The sequence below is a fragment of the Geodermatophilus sp. SYSU D00691 genome (assembly GCF_054050275.1).
The window spans coordinates 1-18,357 of sequence record NZ_JBJGYZ010000001.1 but is presented as its reverse complement, the minus strand read 5'-3'; the positions used below and the strand labels follow the sequence as shown (position 1 = coordinate 18,357).

General features: G+C 74.8%; 17 protein-coding genes, 1 tRNA gene and 1 riboswitch. Of the genes, 13 read left to right on the top strand and 5 right to left on the bottom strand.

Features of this window, described 5'->3' with window-relative positions:
- Positions 1-36: 36 nt before the first annotated feature.
- Positions 37-1,395, bottom strand: coding sequence for a trypsin-like peptidase domain-containing protein (locus ACI797_RS00090; protein ID WP_456855926.1), 1,359 nt, complete (start codon positions 1,393-1,395; stop codon positions 37-39).
- A gap of 108 nt (positions 1,396-1,503) precedes the next feature.
- Positions 1,504-2,400, bottom strand: coding sequence for a universal stress protein (locus tag ACI797_RS00085; protein ID WP_456855925.1), 897 nt, complete (start codon positions 2,398-2,400; stop codon positions 1,504-1,506).
- Positions 2,401-2,623: 223 nt separating this feature from the next.
- Between ACI797_RS00085 and ACI797_RS00080 the strand changes: the two genes are divergently transcribed.
- Positions 2,624-3,337 carry a hypothetical protein gene (locus ACI797_RS00080; RefSeq protein WP_456855923.1) on the top strand — a complete coding sequence of 238 codons (714 nt, stop codon included), beginning with the start codon at positions 2,624-2,626 and terminating at the stop codon, positions 3,335-3,337.
- A gap of 4 nt (positions 3,338-3,341) precedes the next feature.
- Here the strand turns inward: ACI797_RS00080 and ACI797_RS00075 are convergent, their stop codons facing one another.
- Positions 3,342-3,629, bottom strand: coding sequence for a DUF1905 domain-containing protein (locus ACI797_RS00075; RefSeq protein WP_456855921.1), 288 nt, complete (start codon positions 3,627-3,629; stop codon positions 3,342-3,344).
- Positions 3,630-3,756: 127 nt separating this feature from the next.
- Here ACI797_RS00075 and ACI797_RS00070 point away from each other — a divergent pair, with 127 nt between their 5' ends.
- The 3 genes from ACI797_RS00070 to ACI797_RS00060 all read left to right on the top strand — a co-directional run bounded on the left by ACI797_RS00070 (position 3,757) and on the right by ACI797_RS00060 (position 5,531).
- Positions 3,757-4,485 carry a hypothetical protein gene (locus ACI797_RS00070; protein ID WP_456855919.1) on the top strand — a complete coding sequence of 243 codons (729 nt, stop codon included), beginning with the start codon at positions 3,757-3,759 and terminating at the stop codon, positions 4,483-4,485.
- Between the two features lie 696 nt (positions 4,486-5,181).
- Positions 5,182-5,254 (top strand) — tRNA-Thr (locus ACI797_RS00065).
- A 67-nt stretch (positions 5,255-5,321) separates the two neighbouring features.
- Positions 5,322-5,531 (top strand): dodecin, encoded by a 210-nt coding sequence (locus ACI797_RS00060; RefSeq protein ID WP_456855918.1) that lies wholly within the window; start codon positions 5,322-5,324, stop codon positions 5,529-5,531.
- Between the two features lie 8 nt (positions 5,532-5,539).
- On the opposite strand, the gene ACI797_RS00055 is transcribed toward ACI797_RS00060, so the two are convergent.
- Positions 5,540-5,947, bottom strand: coding sequence for a DUF5313 family protein (locus ACI797_RS00055; protein WP_456538024.1), 408 nt, complete (start codon positions 5,945-5,947; stop codon positions 5,540-5,542).
- A gap of 98 nt (positions 5,948-6,045) precedes the next feature.
- Between ACI797_RS00055 and ACI797_RS00050 the strand changes: the two genes are divergently transcribed.
- From ACI797_RS00050 to ACI797_RS00025, 6 genes are all read left to right on the top strand, one after another.
- Positions 6,046-6,477, top strand: a complete 432-nt coding sequence (locus ACI797_RS00050) for a CBS domain-containing protein (RefSeq protein WP_456855914.1) — start codon at positions 6,046-6,048, stop codon at positions 6,475-6,477.
- A gap of 30 nt (positions 6,478-6,507) precedes the next feature.
- Positions 6,508-7,425 (top strand): EamA family transporter RarD, encoded by a 918-nt coding sequence (gene rarD, locus ACI797_RS00045; RefSeq protein ID WP_456855910.1) that lies wholly within the window; start codon positions 6,508-6,510, stop codon positions 7,423-7,425.
- Positions 7,426-7,530: 105 nt separating this feature from the next.
- The gene (locus ACI797_RS00040; protein ID WP_456538027.1) at positions 7,531-7,863 is read left to right on the top strand and encodes a DUF3263 domain-containing protein; all 333 of its coding nucleotides are present in this window, start codon (positions 7,531-7,533) and stop codon (positions 7,861-7,863) included.
- A 92-nt stretch (positions 7,864-7,955) separates the two neighbouring features.
- Entirely contained in the window at positions 7,956-9,560 is a 1,605-nt protein-coding gene (locus ACI797_RS00035; RefSeq protein ID WP_456855904.1) for a LytR C-terminal domain-containing protein, read from the top strand.
- A gap of 92 nt (positions 9,561-9,652) precedes the next feature.
- Complete coding sequence (locus ACI797_RS00030; RefSeq protein ID WP_456855902.1) at positions 9,653-12,583, top strand: alpha/beta fold hydrolase; 2,931 nt, start codon at positions 9,653-9,655, stop codon at positions 12,581-12,583.
- On the top strand, positions 12,580-13,452 hold the full coding sequence (locus tag ACI797_RS00025; RefSeq protein WP_456855900.1) for an ABC transporter permease: 873 nt from the start codon (positions 12,580-12,582) through the stop codon (positions 13,450-13,452). The genes ACI797_RS00030 and ACI797_RS00025 overlap by 4 nt, the downstream gene beginning before the upstream one ends.
- A gap of 42 nt (positions 13,453-13,494) precedes the next feature.
- Here the strand turns inward: ACI797_RS00025 and ACI797_RS00020 are convergent, their stop codons facing one another.
- Complete coding sequence (locus tag ACI797_RS00020) at positions 13,495-14,325, bottom strand: HAD family hydrolase (RefSeq protein WP_456855897.1); 831 nt, start codon at positions 14,323-14,325, stop codon at positions 13,495-13,497.
- Between the two features lie 50 nt (positions 14,326-14,375).
- A riboswitch (SAM riboswitch) is annotated at positions 14,376-14,496 on the top strand.
- A 12-nt stretch (positions 14,497-14,508) separates the two neighbouring features.
- Here ACI797_RS00020 and thrC point away from each other — a divergent pair.
- The 3 genes from thrC (at position 14,509) to groL (ending at position 18,191) form a co-directional block, all read left to right on the top strand.
- Positions 14,509-15,783: a threonine synthase gene (gene thrC, locus ACI797_RS00015; RefSeq protein WP_456855894.1), complete on the top strand. Its 1,275-nt coding sequence runs from the start codon at positions 14,509-14,511 to the stop codon at positions 15,781-15,783.
- A gap of 210 nt (positions 15,784-15,993) precedes the next feature.
- The gene (locus ACI797_RS00010) at positions 15,994-16,194 is read left to right on the top strand and encodes a cold-shock protein (protein ID WP_456541605.1); all 201 of its coding nucleotides are present in this window, start codon (positions 15,994-15,996) and stop codon (positions 16,192-16,194) included.
- A gap of 368 nt (positions 16,195-16,562) precedes the next feature.
- Positions 16,563-18,191 carry a chaperonin GroEL gene (gene groL / locus ACI797_RS00005; RefSeq protein ID WP_456855892.1) on the top strand — a complete coding sequence of 543 codons (1,629 nt, stop codon included), beginning with the start codon at positions 16,563-16,565 and terminating at the stop codon, positions 18,189-18,191.
- The last annotated feature ends 166 nt before the right edge of the window (positions 18,192-18,357 follow it).

Genomic DNA, 18,357 nt, shown 5'->3' with positions numbered 1-18,357 from the left:
GGGGCCGGGGCCGTCGGTCGGGAGACGACGCAGCGGTCAGCTGGTCGACGTGCCGAGGGTGACCCTGACCTGCTCGGTCTGGTCGCCGCGGTGGACGGTGAGCGTCACCTCGTCACCGGGGGTCGAGCTGCGGACGGCGGCGGTCAGGTCGGTCGAGGTGGTGACCGCGCGGTCGTCGATCGCGGTGATGACGTCGCCGGCCTGCAACCCGGCCTCCGCGGCCGCGCTGCCCTCCTGCACCGAGACGACCTCGGCGCCGGCGCCGACCTCGCTGTTCTGCCCGTCGGTCGCGGTCTGCGCGCTCACGCCGAGGACGGCGTGGCTGGCCGAGCCGTCGGCCATGATCTCCTTCGCGATCCGCTCGGCGGCGTTGCTGGGGATCGCGAAGCCGACGCCGATGTTGCCGCTCTGCGTCGACTGCTGGCCCGGCAGGTCCGACGTCGCGACCGAGGCGATCGCGGTGTTGATGCCGATCACCTCGCCCGCCGCGTTCACCAGCGCGCCGCCGGAGTTGCCGGGGTTGATCGCCGCGTCGGTCTGGATGGCGTCGATGACCGTGGCGTCGCTGGAGCTCGAGCCGGTCTGCACCGCCCGGTTCGTCGCGCTGACGATGCCGTCGGTGACGGTGTTCTCCAGGCCCAGGGGGGCGCCGATCGCCACCGCGAGGTCGCCCACCTGGACGTCGTCGGAGTCGGCGAAGGTGGCCGGGGTCAGGTTGCCCGCGCCGTCGAGCTTCACGACGGCCAGGTCGCTGGAGGGGTCGGTGCCGACGACCGTGGCGTCGTAGAGCGTGCCGTCGGAGGTGCGCACCTGGATGTCGGCGTTCGTCGTCCGGCTGTCGAGCGTGACCACGTGGTTGTTGGTGAGCACGTAGCCGTCGTCGGTGAGGACGACGCCCGAGCCGCTGCCCGCGCCCGAGGACGTGGTCACGTAGATGGTGACGACGCTGGGCGCCGCCTTGGCGGCGGCGGCGGTGGCGGTGGTCGCGGTGTCGGGGTCCTTGATGACCACGCTCTGGGCGGCGGTGGCCGAGGAGCCGCCGGCGGGCGACGGGTCGACGAGCGCGACCACCCCCGCGCCGGCGCCGCCGCCGATCAGCGCACCGGCGACCAGGCCGGCGATGCCGATGCGCAGCCGCCCGGTGCGGCGGGCCGGCGGCACGGCGCCGGGCAGCGGACCGCCCGGGTAGGAGGGCACGCCGTAGTGGTGGGTCGCGGGCGGCACCTGCGCGCCGTGCTGAGGCGGCACCTGCGCGCCGCCGTGCTGCGGCGGCACCTGCGTGCCGTGCTGCGGCGGCGGCCAGGCCCCCGCGGGCGTCGGGGCGGGGTGCGGCGGGGGTGCCCCGGCGGGCGTCGTCCGCGGGTCCTGACCGGCCGGCTGTCCGAGCTCGTTCACTTCTGCTGTCCTCCCTCGCGCGGCCGTCCGGCCGGCGTCCTGCAACCGAGGGTCGGCCGACGGCCTGGCGCGGTGCTGGAGGGCAGCTGTGAGTGTGCTGGACGGGGCTCAGGTGCCGGTGCGGACCTCGCCGGCGGCGCTCTCCGGGGCGCGGGTGGCGGGCGGCACCAGGACCAGCGGCGAGGTGCAGTGCCGCAGCAGCCAGCGGTGCGCGCCGTCCAGGCCGCGGTGGAAGCGGCCGCCGTGGCCGACCCCGGCCACCAGCAGCGGCGTCGGGCAGGCCCGGTCGAGCACGTCGACGCCCTGGGCGCCGGGCATGGCGACGCGCTCCACCTCGACGTCGGGGAACCGCTGCGCCCACTCGTCGCCCAGCGACACCCGCGGGTGGGTCTCGAGCAGCACCAGCCGGCGGCCCGTGCGCCCCGCGGTCGCCGCCGCGAAGGCGGCCACGGCGTCGTCGTCGGCCGGCTCGTCGCTGCCGAGGACGGCGACGACCGGACGGTCGGGGTCGGGCTTGCGGCGCGACCGCGGCACGACCGCGACCGGCTGCGGGGAGCGGGCGGCGACGTGGGCGGCCACCGAGGCGCGCACGATCTCGTCGGCCGCGCCGGTCGTGGAGATGCCCAGCACGAGCAGCTGCGCCGCGGCGCCGGCCCGCAGCAGCGCCGTCGTGGCGTCGCCGGGCACGACCTCCGTGGCCGCGGTCAGGCCCGGGGCGGCGTGCCGGGCCGCGGTGTAGGCGGTGGCGGTGATCCGCCGGGCGTGCGGCAGCTCCGGCGGGGGCGCGCCCGGGCCCGGTGGGTCGCCGAGGTAGTCCGCCGCGTGGACGATGCGCAGCGGCGCCCCCCGCGCGGCCGCCTCCGCGGCGGCCCACCGGACGGCGGCCAGCGACATCTCGCTCCCGTCGACCCCCACCACCACCTCGCGGACCGGCGGGTCCGCGGCCTGCCGGTCGCCGGCGGCAGGGTTCCGTTCCGTGTGGGTGGTCGAGGTCGAGGTCGTCACTGCGCACCCCCTCCGGGCGAGGCGGTCCGGCGCCGGGAGCGGCGCCGGCTTCCGGGAGAAGCGTGCTCGCGGTCGCGCGCGGAGGGAAGACCCCGGGACCCGCGTGCATGCGGCGCCCGGACTGGGTAGTGCCGCTGCGACGAGCGGGAGCGGGGGGTCGGGGTCCGGCCTGAGCGACCGTGGATCGCCCTTGTCCGGTCTTGCTCACGCAGGAGGCCTCCCCGTGCTCACCCGCGGTCCCTTCGCCCGGCTCCTCCTCGGGGTCGGCATCCTCAGCGGTCTCGGCCTCGCGCTCGCCGGCGGCGTCGTGCTGCGCGGGTCGGGAGTCGTCGCCGTCGTCCTCGCCGGCGGGGTCGCCGCCTGCCTGGCGGCCGGGGTCGCCCGGGAGACGTCCGGCCCGTCGCGGATCTCCCCGTGGGAGGCGGCCGGGCTGGCGGGGGGCTGGACGATCGCCGGCCTGCTCGTCCTCGCCGGGACGGCGGCCGTCGCCGGCGGACTGGCCGCGGTGCTGCTCGGGGCCGCCGGGGGGCTGGTCGGGCTGGCGGTCTGGCTGCTGCGCGCGCACCGCAGCGAGCGGGAGAGCTCGTCCGGCCCGGCCGCGGCGCGGCCCGCGAACCCCGCGCCGGTGCTGCCCACGCGCCCGGTGGCCGCGACGCCCGGCCACACGGCCACCGCGGGTGTCGCCCGGCTGACCCTGCCGGTGTCGCTGCTGTCGACCGACGCGCTCGGCCGGGAGTGGCTGCGCACCACCTCCGCCCTGGCCGGCTGGCTCGACCCGGCGGCGCGCGAGTCGATCGTCCGCCGCCGCCAGGAGGCCCTCGACGAGCTCGAGCGGCGGGACCCCGAGGGCTTCGCCCGCTGGCTGGCCGCGGGACCGGCACCCGGCAGCGACCCGGCCGACTACGTGCAGGGCGGCCCGCCGAGCGGCCGCGACTGACCGCTCACACGTCGACGGTGAGGCGGACGGTCACCACGTCGCCGACGTCGACGCCCTCGCTGCGGCGGACCGCGTCCTTGACCGGCACGACGTAGCCGCCGTCCTTGGGCCACAGCGACGTCGTGCAGCTGGTGGCGCCGATCCGCGCCGCGACCGGGATCATCCCCCAGCCGTAGGAGACCAGCGGGGACACCGCCTCGAGCTCGCCGCACCGCTCGTCCGGGACGGACACGAAGTGGAACGGCGCCGGCCCGCGCCAGTGCCAGATCTCGCCGCTGAACTGCAGGTCCACGGCCGCAGGACAGGCAGCCACGGCCACGACCGCGGCCCGCGGAGCCGCCGGACGTCATCCGGCCGGGACGACGTGCTGCCGCCGCCGGTTGCCCACCCTGGTCTCCCGCACCGAGGGGAGGTCGCCGGTGAGGCCGGACCCGGGGGAGAGCGCTCCGACGCAGGTCGTCGCGGTCGAACCCGGTGCCGAGCCGGAGGCCGAGCCGCCCGCCCCGGCCGGGCGCGGCGACCCCTCCCCGCTCCGGGGCTCCTCCGCGGCGCTGGAGTTCCTCTCCGTCCTGGTGCTCTCGGTGACGACCATCCTCACCGCGTGGTCGGCCTTCGAGGCCAGCAAGTGGGGCGGGGAGATGTCCATCGCCTTCAGCCAGGCCTCCTCGGCCCGGATCGAGGCCGCCCGCGCCGACGCCACCGCGCACTCCCGTCTCACCAACCAGGTCGGGCTGTGGACCGAGTGGGTGGTCGCGGAGGGCACCGGGAACCCGGCGCTGGCCGCTTTCGTCGCCGATCGGTTCCCCGAGCCGCTGGCGACCGCGCACCAGGACTGGCTCGCGGCCGGCGGCGCCACCGCCGGGGCGCCCGAGTCGCCGTTCGAGCTGCCGTCGTACGTCCTCCCGGAGGCGCTCGCGGCCGCGGCGGCCGACGAGCGGGCGGACGGGCTGTTCGCCACGGCGCTGGAGAACAACCAGCGCAGCGACAACTACACGATCCTCACGGTGCTGTTCGCCGCCGTGCTGTTCTTCAGCGCGATGTCCGGCCGCGCGCGGGCGTACCGCTCGCAGCGGCTGCTGCTGGGGACCGGTCTGCTGCTCGGCGTCGTCGGGCTCTTCTTCCTCGTCACCTTCCCCAAGCTGGTCTGACCGGGGAGGCGGCGGTGGACGACGGACTGCGCCGGCTGCGGACCCCGCACGCGGCCGCGGTGGCCGGCATCCTCTTCGCGCTGCTCTTCACCGCGAGCGTGGTCCTGCTGCGCACCGCCGTCCCGGCCGATCCGTTCGCCGGGACGGGCTGGGTCGACGCGGGCCGCACCAGGGTCCGGGTGGCCGTCGGGCTCGTGCCGTTCGCGGGCATCGCGTTCCTCTGGTTCATCGCGGTGATCCGCGACCGCCTGGGCGCCCACGAGGACCGGTTCTTCGCCACCGTGTTCCTCGGCAGCGGGCTGGTGTTCCTCGCGATGGTCTTCGTCGCGACGGCCGTCGCCGGGGCCGTCGTCGCCGGGGCGACGGTCCAGGACGCGCAGGGCTACCGCCCGGACGTCGTGCACTTCGGACGCGGGATCATGCTGCAGATCAGCAACGTCTACGCGCTGCGGATGGCCGCCGTCTTCATGGTCTCCCTGGCCACGATCTGGCTGCGCACGGGGATCCTGCCGCGCTGGCTCGCGGTGCTCAGCTACGCCGCCGCCCTCACCCTGCTGACCGTGGTCAGCCTCAGCCTCTGGGCCGTCCTGGTCTTCCCGGCCTGGGCGCTGACGGTCAGCGTGCTGCTCCTCGCCCGGCGCGACGGCGACGTCCGCCCCGCCCCTACTCTTGACCCGGGACGTGGTCCCGTGGTCCGCCGGCGTGGCGCAACTGGTAGCGCACCCGACTTGTAATCGGGCGGTTAGGGGTTCGAGTCCCCTCGTCGGCTCCGTTGCGGCGTGCCAGGGTGGTCGGGCCGCCGCCACCGCGGGCGGCGGCAGGCGAGGAGGCCACCCGTGAGCGACCACGTGTACCGGCTGAGCGAGATCGTCGGCAGCAGCAGCACCAGCGTCGACGACGCGATCAGGAACGCGATCGGCAAGGCCGCGCAGACGGTCCGCAACATCGACTGGTTCGAGACCACCCAGATCCGCGGGCAGGTCGTCGACGGCCAGGTCGCCTACTACCAGGTCGGCCTCAAGATCGGCTTCCGCGTCGAGGACTGACCGGCCGGTCAGTCGAAGCTGCCGGCGCCGTCCTGCCGGTAGGGGGAGCGGCGTTCGCGCTCCTCCTGCTCCCGGCGCTCCTCGCGCACCCGCGCGGCCGTCCCGGCCCGGTAGCCGGCCTTGGCCACGCGGTGCTCCGTCGTCTCCGTCATGAAGGCGACCGAGAAGATCAGCCCGAGGACCAGCCCGCCGACGGCCGCCGACACCCGGTAGCCGAGGGGCACCGGGACGGCGACGAGGCACAGCACCACCAGCGGCGAGAGCTGCACGACGGCGCGGGCCAGGTGCCGCAGCCACCACGTGCGCGTCGTGGTGTCCTCGAGGACCCACGGCGACAGCTCGCGCGGCAGCCCGCCGCCCAGGGCGTACCAGAGCCACTGCCAGGGGGCGGGACGGCGGCGGTGCTCGGTGCGCACGCCTCGACGGTAGGCCGGTGCGGCGACCGGTGGGCCCCGCGTTGCACGAGATCGGTGAGCGGCGTCACACTGCGCTGGTCCGTGCCGAGGAGGTCCGCGTGCAGATCAGCCAGGTGCTCCGCCGCAAGGGCCACGAGGTGGCCACCGTCGACGCCGCGGTGAGCGTGCGCGACGCGCTCGCGCTGCTCGCCCAGCACGGCATCGGTGCGCTCGTCGTCTCCGCCGACGGCAACCGCATCGACGGCATCCTCTCCGAGCGCGACATCGCCCGCGGCCTGCACCAGCACGGCGCCGGCCTGCTCGCCGAGCCGGTGTCCAGCGTCATGACCGCCGAGGTGCACACCTGCCCGCCCACCGCGAGCGTGCACGACCTCGCGCAGACGATGACCGACCGGCGCGTCCGCCACGTGCCGGTGGTCGAGGGGGAGCGGCTGGTCGGCATCGTGTCGATCGGCGACGTGGTCAAGGCGCGGCTGGACGAGCTCGAGGCCGAGCGCGCCTCCCTGGTGGACTACATCCAGCACGCCTGAGCCGCGAGGCGCCCCACGTAACGTGGGGGAGTGGACGAGCGCCGGCTGGGAGTCGCCTCCGGGATCACCGCCTACGCGCTCTGGGGCCTGTTCCCGCTGTACTTCCCGCTCCTCGAGCCCTCCAGCGGGCTGGAGATCGTCGCCCACCGCGTGCTCTGGTCGCTGGTCTTCATCGCCCTGCTGCTGACCGTGGTCCGCCGCTGGGGCCTGGTCCGCGCCGCGGTCCGCGACCGGCGCACGATGCTGGTCCTCGCCGGGGCGGCCGTGCTCATCGCGGTCAACTGGCTGGTCTTCGTCCACGGCGTCAACTCCGGCCACGTCGTCGAGACCTCGCTGGGCTACTTCATCAACCCGCTGGTCAGCGTGCTGCTCGGCGTCGTGGTGTTCGGCGAGCGGCTGCGGTCGCTGCAGTGGGTGGCGGTCGGCACCGCCGCGGTCGCCGTCGCCGTCCTGACGATCGACTACGGCCGCCCGCCGTGGATCGCGCTCGTGCTCGCGGCGACCTTCGGCCTGTACGGCCTGATGAAGAAGCTCGTGCGCGTCGAGGCCGCCCCCGGGCTGTTCCTGGAGACCGCGCTGGTCGCCGTCCCGGCGGTCGTGTTCCTCGGGATGCTGCAGGGCGGCGGCGACGGGACGGCGTTCGGCGAGGGCGCGGGCCACTTCGCCCTGCTGGTCAGCTCCGGCGTGGCGACGGCGATCCCGCTGCTGCTCTTCGCCGCCGCGACCCGGCGCATCCCGCTGTCCACCGTCGGCCTGCTGCAGTACCTGACCCCGCTCATGCAGCTGGCGATCGGCGTCTTCGTCCGCCACGAGCCGATGCCGCCCGCCCGCCTCGCCGGCTTCGTCATCGTGTGGGTCGCGCTGGCCGTGCTCACCGTCGACAGCCTGCGCACGGCCCGGGCCGCCGCCCGCCGCCCGGCGGACGAGGCGCTCCCCGCGCCGGTCTGAGCACCCGTCGGCCGCAGGGGTCGAATCTGTCGGTGCCGGGAACTACCGTCGTGTCATTCGCACCGCGTCGACAGGCGCGGTGGAAGCCGGTCAGGAGACGCACCCATGAGCACCGACCCGGCCCCCGTGGTCTCCCCGCCACGGGCCGAGGGTCCAGCAGGGGAGACGACCGCGACGACGGGCCTCACCCGCCGCGAGCACGACATGCTCGCCTTCGAGCGCCAGTGGTGGCGGGCGGCGGGCGCCAAGGAGACGGCGATCCGGGAGCAGTTCGGGGTGACGCCGACGCGCTACTACCAGGCGCTCAACGCCCTCGTCGACCGTCCGGACGCACTTGCCGCCGATCCGTTGCTCGTCCGGCGGCTGCGCCGGCTGCGCAGCGCCCGGCGACGTGGCCGTTCACCGGATGTCCTGGGCAACGGGGGTCCGGCCGTCTAGATTTGGTCACCGTGGGGAGGCACGCGGCGCCAGGCAGTGACGTACCGGACCGGGGGGACGCCCCGGTGGCCGGTGGCCGTCGGCGTACCGACGTGCCGGACCTGCGCCGTCCGGTGGGCGAGCTGAGCGACCACCCCACGACCCCCGGCCGGCGCCGGGGCGACCGCGAGGACCTGCCGCACGAGCACGCCGTCCCGACGCCGGTCAGCCGCCGGCCGCCGGTTCCCCCCGTGCCGCCGCGCCGCGTCGGGCCGCAGACCACCGTCGCCCCCTTCGCCGTCCCCGGCCCCGAGGCGCAGCCCGACAAGTACTCGCCCGAGCGGCTGGCCGAGACGCCGCTGCCGGGCACGCCCCCGCCCGGCCTGCCCCTCGGCGGCGCCGCGCGGCGTCCGCAGCCGCCGGCCCGGCCGGTGCCGCCGCCGTCCCTCCCGGACGGCCACCCGTCGGCGCCGATCTCCGAGTGGCCGCCGTCCCGCCCGGACGAGCCGCCGTCCCGCCCGGACGAGCCGTCGGCCCGTCCTGCCGCGGCCCGCCCGGAGGCCGCCCGCTCCGAGCCGGCGACCCGGACGGCGGAGACCCCGGTCGGGGAGACCCGCGCCGAGCGCTCGCCGCGCCCGCCGGTCGCGCCGAAGCCGGTCCCCGCCCGCTCCGCCGCCCCAGAGCCGTGGGCGACCGGGCCCACCGGTGCCCGCGCCGACAAGCCCCGCCCCGCGTCGGCGGCGCTGGCCGCCGGTCTCGGCACCGCCCCGCGCCCGGCCGGCCTCCACCCCTCCGGCCCGGTGTACGGCGACTGGACCCGCCCGAGCCGCTCCGGCGGGGAGTCCGGCCGCGTGGCCCCCGGGCCGATCCACCCCTCCGACGAGTTCCCGGCCCCGGCGCCGGCCACGTCCGCCATCCCCGAGCGCGAGGTCACCCGCGGTCGCGTCGCCGACGCCCGGGACGACCTCGACGACGACCGGTACGACGACGAGCCGTACTCCGACGAGCTCGCCCGGACCGCCGGTCCGGTCACGTCCCCGGACACCGGGCCGTCGACCCAGGTGCGCGGCGGCCGGGCGGCCGACCGCGCCCGGCGCCAGGCGATCGACGTCGAGCGGCGCAAGGAGCTCAAGCGCCAGGGCGAGACGATGACCGCCCGTGCCTACCTCGACGGCGACGACGCCCCCGCCCGCCGCTCGCCGAAGCGCGCGGTGCTGGCCCTGGTCGCCGTGGTCCTGGTCGCGCTCACCGTGCTCGGCGTGTACTCGTTCACCTCGCCCGAGACGCAGGAGACCGCGTCGGAGGACCCGGCGCCCACCAGCGCCCCGGCGCCCGACACCGGTATCGCCGACGCGACCCTGCCCCCGCTGGACGTCGGCGCCGGGTCGTCGGCCCCCGAGGAGGCCCCCGCGGCCCCGGTCCGCGTGCCGGTGACCGTGCTGAACGCCACCGAGGTCACCGGCCTGGCCGGGCGGATCGCCGGTCAGTTCTCGGGCGCCGGGTGGGAGGCGCCCGTCACCGGCCAGTACTCCGGCGACGACGTCGCGGCCACCACCGTGTTCTTCACGGAGGGCGACGAGACGCAGCAGCAGGCCGCCGCCCAGCTGAAGGAACAGTTCCCGGAGATCACCGGCGGGCCGGCGGTGCGGTTCTTCGAGATGCCCGCGGACGCCCCGGCCGGGCTGGTCGTGGTGGCCGCCGGCGAGTGGCAGCCCTGACCCGGTCCGTCTCACAGCTGCCGCACAGCTGGTTCCGGAACACCGTCCGTTCCTCGCCCGTTGGCCGTCGCGTGCGTCCCCTCCGCGGGCCCGTGCGTCCCCGCCCGCGATCCGCCGGCCGGTCGACGCTCGCCGCCCTGCTCTCCGTGCTGCTGACCGGTGCGTTCGTCGTCCTGCTGCCGGCCGCCCCGGCCGGCGCCGCCGCCGACGTCCGCAGCGAGGAGGCGCGCGTCCCCTCGGGCTCCGGCGCCGACGCCGTCGAGCTCGACACCACGCTCTACCTGCCGTCCTCGGCGACCGCCGAGGACCCGGCGCCGGCGGTGGTCCTCGCGCACGGCTTCGGCGGCAGCAAGGACTCCGTCGCCGTCGACGCGCAGTTCCTCGCCGGGCGCGGCTTCGTCGTCCTCACCTACTCGGCCCGCGGGTTCGGCGAGAGCACCGGGCAGATCGGCCTGGACGACCCGCGCTTCGAGGTCGCCGACCTCTCCACCCTCATCGACCGGCTGGCCGACCGGGACGACGTCCTGCAGGACGCCGAGGGTGACCCGCGCGTCGGCGTCGCCGGCGCCTCCTACGGCGGCGCGCTGTCCCTGCTCGGTGCCGCCTACGACGACCGGGTCGACGCGATCGCGCCGCAGATCACCTGGAACTCGCTCACCGCCGCCCTGTTCCCCTCCCAGACCGGCACGACCGACGCCGGCACGGTCGCGGCCACCCCGCAGACCGAGGGCACCGGCGTCTACAAGCGGCTGTGGGCCGGCATCTTCTTCGGCGAGGGGTCGGCCGGCCTGCTCAGCGTCTTCACCGGCGGGGACGACGACGAGGACGGCGAGGAGGACGGCGCCGCGACGGCCGACGGCGCGGCGAACGGCGCGCCCGCGCAGCTGCCGGAGATCGACCCGGCCAGCATCGACCCCGAGCAGGCCGAGCAGGCGCTGCTGTGCGGCCGCTTCCGCGCCGACATCTGCGCCGCCTACCAGGAGGCCGCGGCCACCGGCACGCTCACCCCGGCGATCCAGGCCGTGCTCGACCGCAGCAGCCCCGCCGGCGTCCTCGACCGGATCACCGCGCCGACGCTGCTCGTGCAGGGCACCCAGGACTCGCTGTTCGGCCTCGGCCAGGCCGACGCCAACGCCCGCGGCATCGCCGCCAACGGGACCCCGGTCAAGGTGGTCTGGTACGCCGGTGGGCACGACGGCGGGGCCTCGGACCGCGTCACCGAAGGGCTGCGGGACACCGTCGCCGGCTGGTTCGACTGGCACCTGCGCGACGACGGCGACGACGCCCGCGGCACCGACCCCGGCACCGGCTTCGAGTTCCCGGCCCCGACCGGGCTCGGCGGCACCGGTGGCGGGTTCGTGCAGGGCGGCAGCCAGAGCGTCGTCACCGGCGCGTACCCGGGTCTGGACGGCGCCGCGCCCGGCGAGCGCACCACCGTGCAGGTCAGCGGCCCCACGCAGCCCGTGGTCACGCCCGCCGGGGGCACGCCGGCGGCGATCACCACCCTGCCCGGCCTGGGCGCGCTCGGCACCGCCCTCGGCGGTCAGGCGGTCGAGATCCCCGGCCAGTTCGCCGCGTTCGACAGCGAGCCGCTGGACGCCGCCGTCGAGGTCGTCGGTGCCCCCACCGTCGAGCTGGCGGTCACCTCGCCCACCGGCCGCGCGACCCTGTTCGCCAAGCTCTACGACGTCGGCCCCGACGGCTCGATGACGCTGCCCTCCGGCCTGGTGGCCCCGCTGTCGCTGACCGAGGTCTCCGCCGACCCGGCCGAGCCCACCGTCGTCCCGCTCACCCTGCCGGCCATCGACCACCGCTTCGAGGCCGGGCACTCGCTCCGGGTCGTGATCAGCACCACCGACCAGGCCTTCGCGCTGCCGGCCGAGGCGGCCGTCTACGGCGTGGGCCTGGCCGCCGGGCTGGGCGACGCCGCCACCGACCTCGCCGTGCCCACGGTCACCGGCACGACCGAGGACACCGCCGGCACGTCCCGCTGGTGGGTGCTGCTCGCCGTCGTCGTCGGGCTGCTGCTGCTCGGCTGGCTCGCCGCGGTGCTGTGGGGCCGCCACCGGCGCCGGCAGATCTCCGCGGTCGACCCCGACGGCGAGGACGTCCCCCTGCGCTTCTCGGGGGTGACCAAGGCCTACAAGGACAAGTTCGTCGCCGTCCGGGACCTGTCGTTCGAGGTGCGGCGCGGCCAGGTCCTCGGCCTGCTCGGGCCCAACGGCGCGGGCAAGACGACGTCGCTGCGGATGCTCATGGGTCTGATCCGGCCGACCGCCGGGCGGATCACCGTCTTCGGCCACGAGGCCGGGCCCGGCGCGCCGGTGCTGTCGCGGCTGGGCTCGTTCGTCGAGGGCACCGGCCTGCAGCCGCACCTGTCCGGGCGGGACAACCTGCGGCTGTACTGGGCGGCCACCGGCCGGCCCGAGGCCGACGCGCACATGGACGAGGCGATCGAGGTCGCCGGCCTCGGCAAGGCGATCGACCGCCCGGTGCGCCGGTACAGCCAGGGCATGCGGCAGCGGGTGGCCATCGCCCAGGCGATGCTCGGCCTGCCCGACCTGCTGGTGCTCGACGAACCGACCAACGGGCTCGACCCGCCCCAGATCCACGCCATGCGCGAGGTGCTGCGCTCCTACGCGCAGACCGGCCGCACGGTGATCGTCTCCAGCCACCTGCTGTCGGAGATCGAGCAGACCTGCACCCACGTGGTGGTCATGGCCAAGGGCCAGAAGATCGCCCAGGGCACGGTCGAGGAGATCGTCGGCACCGGCGGGGCGGTGCTGGTCGGGCTCGCCGACGACGCCGACACCGAGCGCGCGATCGCCGTCCTCGAGGCGCTGCCGGGCGTGACCGCCGGGCGCACCGACGAGGGCCTGGTCGCCGACCTCGGCGGCGGCACCAGCCGCGCCGTGACGCTGCAGGCGCTGATCGCCGACGGCATCGCCGTCGACCAGTTCACGCCGCGCCGGCGGCTGGAGGACGCGTTCCTGGCGCTCGTGGGAGAGGGGCCGGTGCAGTGACCGCGACCGAGCACGTGCAGGCGACCGGCGCGGTCGCCGGGTACCGGCCGGAGCGCACGCTGCGGCTGTCGGTGGAGCTGCGCCGGCAGTTCAAGCGGCGGCGGACGATCGGCGTCGTCCTCGCGATGGTGGCGCTGCCGCTGGTGCTCATCGCCGCGCTGCAGCTGGGCGGTAGCGAGGAGGCGGCGGAGAACAGCCGGATCAACCTGGTCGACGTCGCGACGTCGAGCGGGCTGAACTTCACGCTGTTCGTGCTGTTCGCGACGACGTCGTTCTTCCTCGTCGTCGTGTACGCGCTGTTCTTCGGTGACACGGTGGCCAGCGAGGCCCAGTGGGGGTCGCTGCGCTACACGCTGGCCACCCCGGTGCCGCGGATGCGGCTGCTCCGGCAGAAGTGGTACGCCGCGCTGGTGCTGTCGGTCGGCGCGCTGGTCACCGTCACGGCGGTGGCGCTGGTGGCCGGCGGGATCGCGTTCGGCTTCGACGACATCCGGACGCCGGTGGGGGTCACCCTCGACCAGGGCGACGGGATGCTGCGGCTGGCCGGCATGCTCGGCTACCTCGCCGTCCACCTGCTCGTCGTCGGCACGCTCGCCTTCTGGTTCTCGACGATGACCGACGCACCGCTGGCCGCGGTCGGCGGCGCCGTCTTCACGATGTTCGTCTTCGCGATCCTCGACCAGGTCGAGCAGCTCGGCGCGATCCGGGACTGGTTCCCGACCGCGGAGGAGTACGCCTGGACCGACCTGCTGCTCACGCCGGTGGACTCCGGTGACCTGTTCCGCGGGGTGGTCCAGTCGCTGGTCTACGCCGCGGTCTTCACCGCCCTCGGGTTCCGCCACTTCGCCCGCCGCGACGTCACCTCCTGAACGGAGTGGATCCGTGCGGGTCACCCGCGCGGATCCACTCCGCTAGAGCGACGCGCGGACGGCCTGGGCCCAGCCCTCGCCCATGGGGGCGGCGGTCACGGTCGCGTTGGGAACGGCGGCCACCAGCTCGTCCATGCCCTCGACCGCGGCGCCGTTCGCGGTGACCCACAGCCGGCCCACCGCGGGCGCCATCTCCAGGTCGCTGACGCTGTCGCCGATCGCGACGGCGTCGGCGGGGTCGATGCCGCGCCGCTCCAGGTCCCAGGCGAGGGCCGCGCCCTTGGAGATGCCGCGCGGCATCAGGTGGTAGACCCGCGGCGGCAGCGCCTCCGCGGCCAGGGTCATCCGCGGGACGACGGGCAGCGCGCCGTTGTCCTTGATCGTCAGCCAGCCGGCGCCCTGCTCGGCCAGCCAGGCGTCGACGGCGAGCGGGTCGACGCGGCCGCGGAGCATCGCGTCGGCGGTGTGGGTGGCGTGCCAGGGGGAGTGCCACTCCAGCCGGCCGGCGTGCTCGGCGAACAGCCGCTCGACGATCCCGAGCTCGGCCATGACCTCCATCGGCGCCCGCCCGGCGTAGCGCTCGGGGAACTCGCCGGGCAGCAGCTGCGTCGTCCGGCCGCCGTCCCAGCTGACCAGCGCACCCAGCTCGGCGATGGCGCCGTCGGCGGAGAACAGCCGCGCGGCCTCGACCAGCTGGGCGTGCGTCCGGCCGCTGACCAGCACCAGCGGGACGCCGGCGCGGTGCAGCTCCAGGAGGGCGGTGGCCGGTTCCGCGGTCAGCTCGCGGTCGGCGGTGTGCCAGAAGGAACCGCGCGGCCCGACCATCGTGCCGTCGAGGTCGGTGTAGACGATGCGGGCTGCCACGCCGTCCATCCTGGTCGGGCGCGGGCCGGCCGGGCCCACTGGGTACAGTCGGTCCCGTTCACTCATCCAGAGGGGCAGAGGGACACGGCCCGGTGAAGCCCCGGCAACCGCCGCCTGCGGGCGGGGAGGTGCCAATTCCGTCCCGCGCGGCTCGACGGCCCGACGCGGGGAAGATGAGGAGGTAGTCGTCGCATGACCCTGACCGCTCCCAGCCCCACGGTCGCCCAGAACCCCGCCAAGGGCCTCGTCTGCCGCAACTGCGGGGCGACCTTCGGGCTGGTCGCCCAGCACGCCTGCGCCGAGTGCTTCGGCCCGCTCGAGGTCGACTACGACCACGCCCTGCTCAAGGCGGTCACCCGCGAGCAGATCGAGGCGGGCCCGCAGAACATCTGGCGCTACGCCGCGCTGCTGCCGGTCGGTCACGACCCGGCCGACCGCGTCTCCCTCGACCCGGGCATGACGCCGCTGATCCGCGCCGACCGGCTGGCCGAGGAGCTCGGCATCACCGGCGGGCTGTGGGTCAAGGACGACTCCGCCAACCCCACGCACTCGTTCAAGGACCGCGTCGTCAGCCTCGCCGCCACCGCGGCCAGGGGGCTGGGCTACCGCAAGATCGCCGCCGCCTCGACCGGCAACCTGGCGAACTCCGTGGCCGCGCACGCCGCCCGCGCCGGCATCCCGTCGTTCGTGTTCATCCCGAGCGACCTCGAGCCGGGCAAGGTCGTCCAGTCGGCCGTCTACGGCCAGACCCTCGTCGCCGTCGACGGCAACTACGACGACGTCAACCGGCTGACCAGCGAGCTCGGCGAGACCGACGAGTTCGAGGACACCGCCTTCGTCAACCAGAACGTGCGGCCGTACTACGCCGAGGGCTCCAAGACGATGGGCTACGAGATCGCCGAGCAACTCGGCTGGCGGATCCCGGCCCAGGTGGTCATCCCGATGGCCTCGGGCTCGCTGCTCACCAAGGTCGACAAGGCGTGGCGGGAGCTGACCGCCGCCGGGATCGTCGCCGACACCGGCTGGGCCGTCTTCGGCGCCCAGTCGGCCGGCTGCGACCCGATCGCCACCGCCTTCGACAACGGCTGGGACGTCGTCAAGCCGGTCAAGCCGACCGGCATCGCCAAGTCGCTGAACATCGGCAACCCGGCCGACGGCCCGTACGCCCTCGACGCGATCCGGCGCACCGGTGGCGCGGTGGGCCGGGTCGGGGACGACGCCATCGTCCAGGGCATCCGCGACCTCGCGCGCACGACCGGCGTCTTCGCCGAGACCGCGGGCGGGGTGACCGTCGCGGTGCTGCGGCAGCTGGTCGCCGACGGCCGGCTGGACCCGACCGAGGAGACCGTCGTCCTCAACACCGGCGAGGGGCTCAAGACCCTCGACCCGCTGGAGCCGGTCGTCGGCTTCACCCACCGGGTCGACCCCTCGCTGAGGTCGGTGCGGGCTGCGGGGCTCATCGGCTGAGGGCGTAGGCTGGGACCCGACCGGTCACCCGGGGGCGGGAATTGGCCCCGGAACCGGGAATCTGCCGTGCGTGGAGTTGCTGTCTCCACGCACTCTGTGCTGTACCTTTCTGCGCGGTTCGAGTTCCACGCACGTGTCCACGGGCGGAAGAGCTAGACCCGGTCCCTCCACAGGAGGGGTCGTCCGCACGCAGGAGACGTGGGAGCACACGTGGCACAGGGCACCGTGAAGTGGTTCAACGCCGAGAAGGGCTTCGGCTTCATCGCCGTCGACGGCGGCCAGGACGTCTTCGTCCACTACTCGGCCATCCAGATGGACGGGTACAAGACCCTCGACGAGGGCCAGCGGGTCACCTTCGAGGTCGTCCAGGGCGAGAAGGGTCCGCAGGCCGACGCGGTCCGCAGCGCCTGAGCACCACCTGAACGCCGGCGGGGCCCGGTCCTCCTCTCGGGAGGGCCGGGCCCCGCTGCGTCCGCAGTCCCGGGCTCGGGGAAGGGCATAGGTACCTATACGTGCGTCCGGGGCCCGAAAACGCACGTATAGGTACCTATGCCACGGCGGCCCCCGCTCGGGGAACAGCCGCGGGTTCGTCACCGTTCTTGCACTCGCATGGGCCGAGTGCCAGACTTCTGGTTGGCACTCGTACCATCCGAGTGCCAACTCAGGTCGGGCGGTGAGGCACCGTCCGCGGGCCGACGGAGTGCCCGTGGATCCGGTGTCGTCCGTCGCGGGCGCCGAACCCGGCCGTGCAGCGATCAACGCATGGAGGACATCGCCACATGGCCAAGATGATCGCCTTCGAGGAGGAGGCTCGCCGCGGCCTCGAGCGGGGCATGAACACCCTCGCCGACGCCGTCAAGGTGACCCTCGGCCCGAAGGGCCGCAACGTCGTCCTCGAGAAGAAGTGGGGCGCGCCGACCATCACCAACGATGGTGTGAGCATCGCCAAGGAGATCGAGCTCGAGGACCCGTGGGAGAAGATCGGCGCCGAGCTGGTCAAGGAGGTCGCGAAGAAGACCGACGACGTCGCGGGTGACGGCACCACCACTGCCACCGTGCTGGCCCAGGCTCTCGTCCGCGAGGGTCTGCGCAACGTCGCCGCCGGCGCCAACCCGATGTCCCTGAAGAAGGGCATCGAGAAGGCCGTCGAGTCGGTCACCGAGTACCTCCTCTCGACCGCCAAGGACGTCGAGACCAAGGAGCAGATCGCCGCGACCGCGTCGATCTCCGCCGCCGACACCGCCATCGGTGAGCTCATCGCCGAGGCGATGGACAAGGTCGGCAAGGAGGGCGTGATCACGGTCGAGGAGAGCAACACCTTCGGCCTGGAGCTCGAGCTCACCGAGGGCATGCGCTTCGACAAGGGCCACCTGTCGGCCTACTTCGTCACCGACCCCGAGCGCATGGAGACCGTGCTCGACGACCCGTACATCCTGGTCGTCAACAGCAAGATCAGCTCGGTCAAGGACCTGCTCCCGCTGCTGGAGAAGGTCATGCAGTCGGGCAAGCCGCTGGCCATCATCGCCGAGGACGTCGAGGGCGAGGCCCTGGCGACCCTGGTCGTGAACAAGATCCGCGGCACCTTCAGGTCCGTCGCCGTCAAGGCCCCGGGCTTCGGCGACCGCCGCAAGGCCATGCTGCAGGACATCGCGATCCTGACCGGTGGCCAGGTCATCAGCGAGGAGGTCGGTCTCAAGCTCGAGAACGCCGACCTGTCGCTGCTGGGCCGCGCGCGCAAGTTCGTCACCACCAAGGACGAGACGACGATCATCGAGGGTGCGGGTGACGCCGACCAGATCCAGGGTCGCGTCAACCAGATCCGCTCCGAGATCGAGAAGTCGGACTCCGACTACGACCGCGAGAAGCTGCAGGAGCGCCTCGCCAAGCTGGCCGGCGGCGTCGCCGTCATCAAGGCCGGCGCGGCCACCGAGGTCGAGCTCAAGGAGCGCAAGCACCGCATCGAGGACGCGGTGCGCAACGCCAAGGCCGCCGTCGAGGAGGGCATCGTCGCCGGTGGTGGCGTCGCCCTCGCGCAGGCCACGGCCGTCGCGTTCGACAAGCTCGAGCTCGAGGGTGACGAGGCCACGGGTGCCAACATCGTGCGCGTCGCGCTCGAGGCGCCGCTGAAGCAGATCGCCGTCAACGCCGGCCTCGAGGGCGGCGTCGTGGTGGAGAAGGTCCGCAACTCCGACACCGGCTGGGGCCTCAACGCCGCCAGCGGCGAGTACGTGGACATGGTCGGCAGCGGCATCATCGACCCGGCCAAGGTGACCCGGTCGGCGCTGCAGAACGCCGCCTCCATCGCGGGTCTGTTCCTCACCACCGAGGCCGTCGTCGCCGACAAGCCGGAGAAGGCCGCCCCGGCCATGCCCGGTGGCGACGGTGGCATGGGCGGCATGGACTTCTGATGAAGGACCCCGTCCTCCCCACCCCTTGCTAGCTCGGGGCGGGACCCGGGACGGGGCCGTTCCAGTCCGTCACCTGCAGGGGCGGTCCGCTTCGGCGGGCCGCCCCTGTCGGCGTCTCGGGCCTGTTCGCCCGCTCTCCACCCGCACCGCCCGCGCTGCAGCGCGG

Bases quoted from the DNA above. Each gene is read 5' to 3' on its own strand.
- ACI797_RS00040 (WP_456538027.1), top strand. From the start codon at position 7,531: ATGAGCACCGACCCGGCCCCCGTGGTCTCCCCGCCACGGGCCGAGGGT.
- ACI797_RS00020 (WP_456855897.1), bottom strand. From the start codon at position 14,325: ATGGACGGCGTGGCAGCCCGCATCGTCTACACCGACCTCGACGGCACG.
- thrC (WP_456855894.1), top strand. From the start codon at position 14,509: ATGACCCTGACCGCTCCCAGCCCCACGGTCGCCCAGAACCCCGCCAAG.
- groL (WP_456855892.1), top strand. From the start codon at position 16,563: ATGGCCAAGATGATCGCCTTCGAGGAGGAGGCTCGCCGCGGCCTCGAG.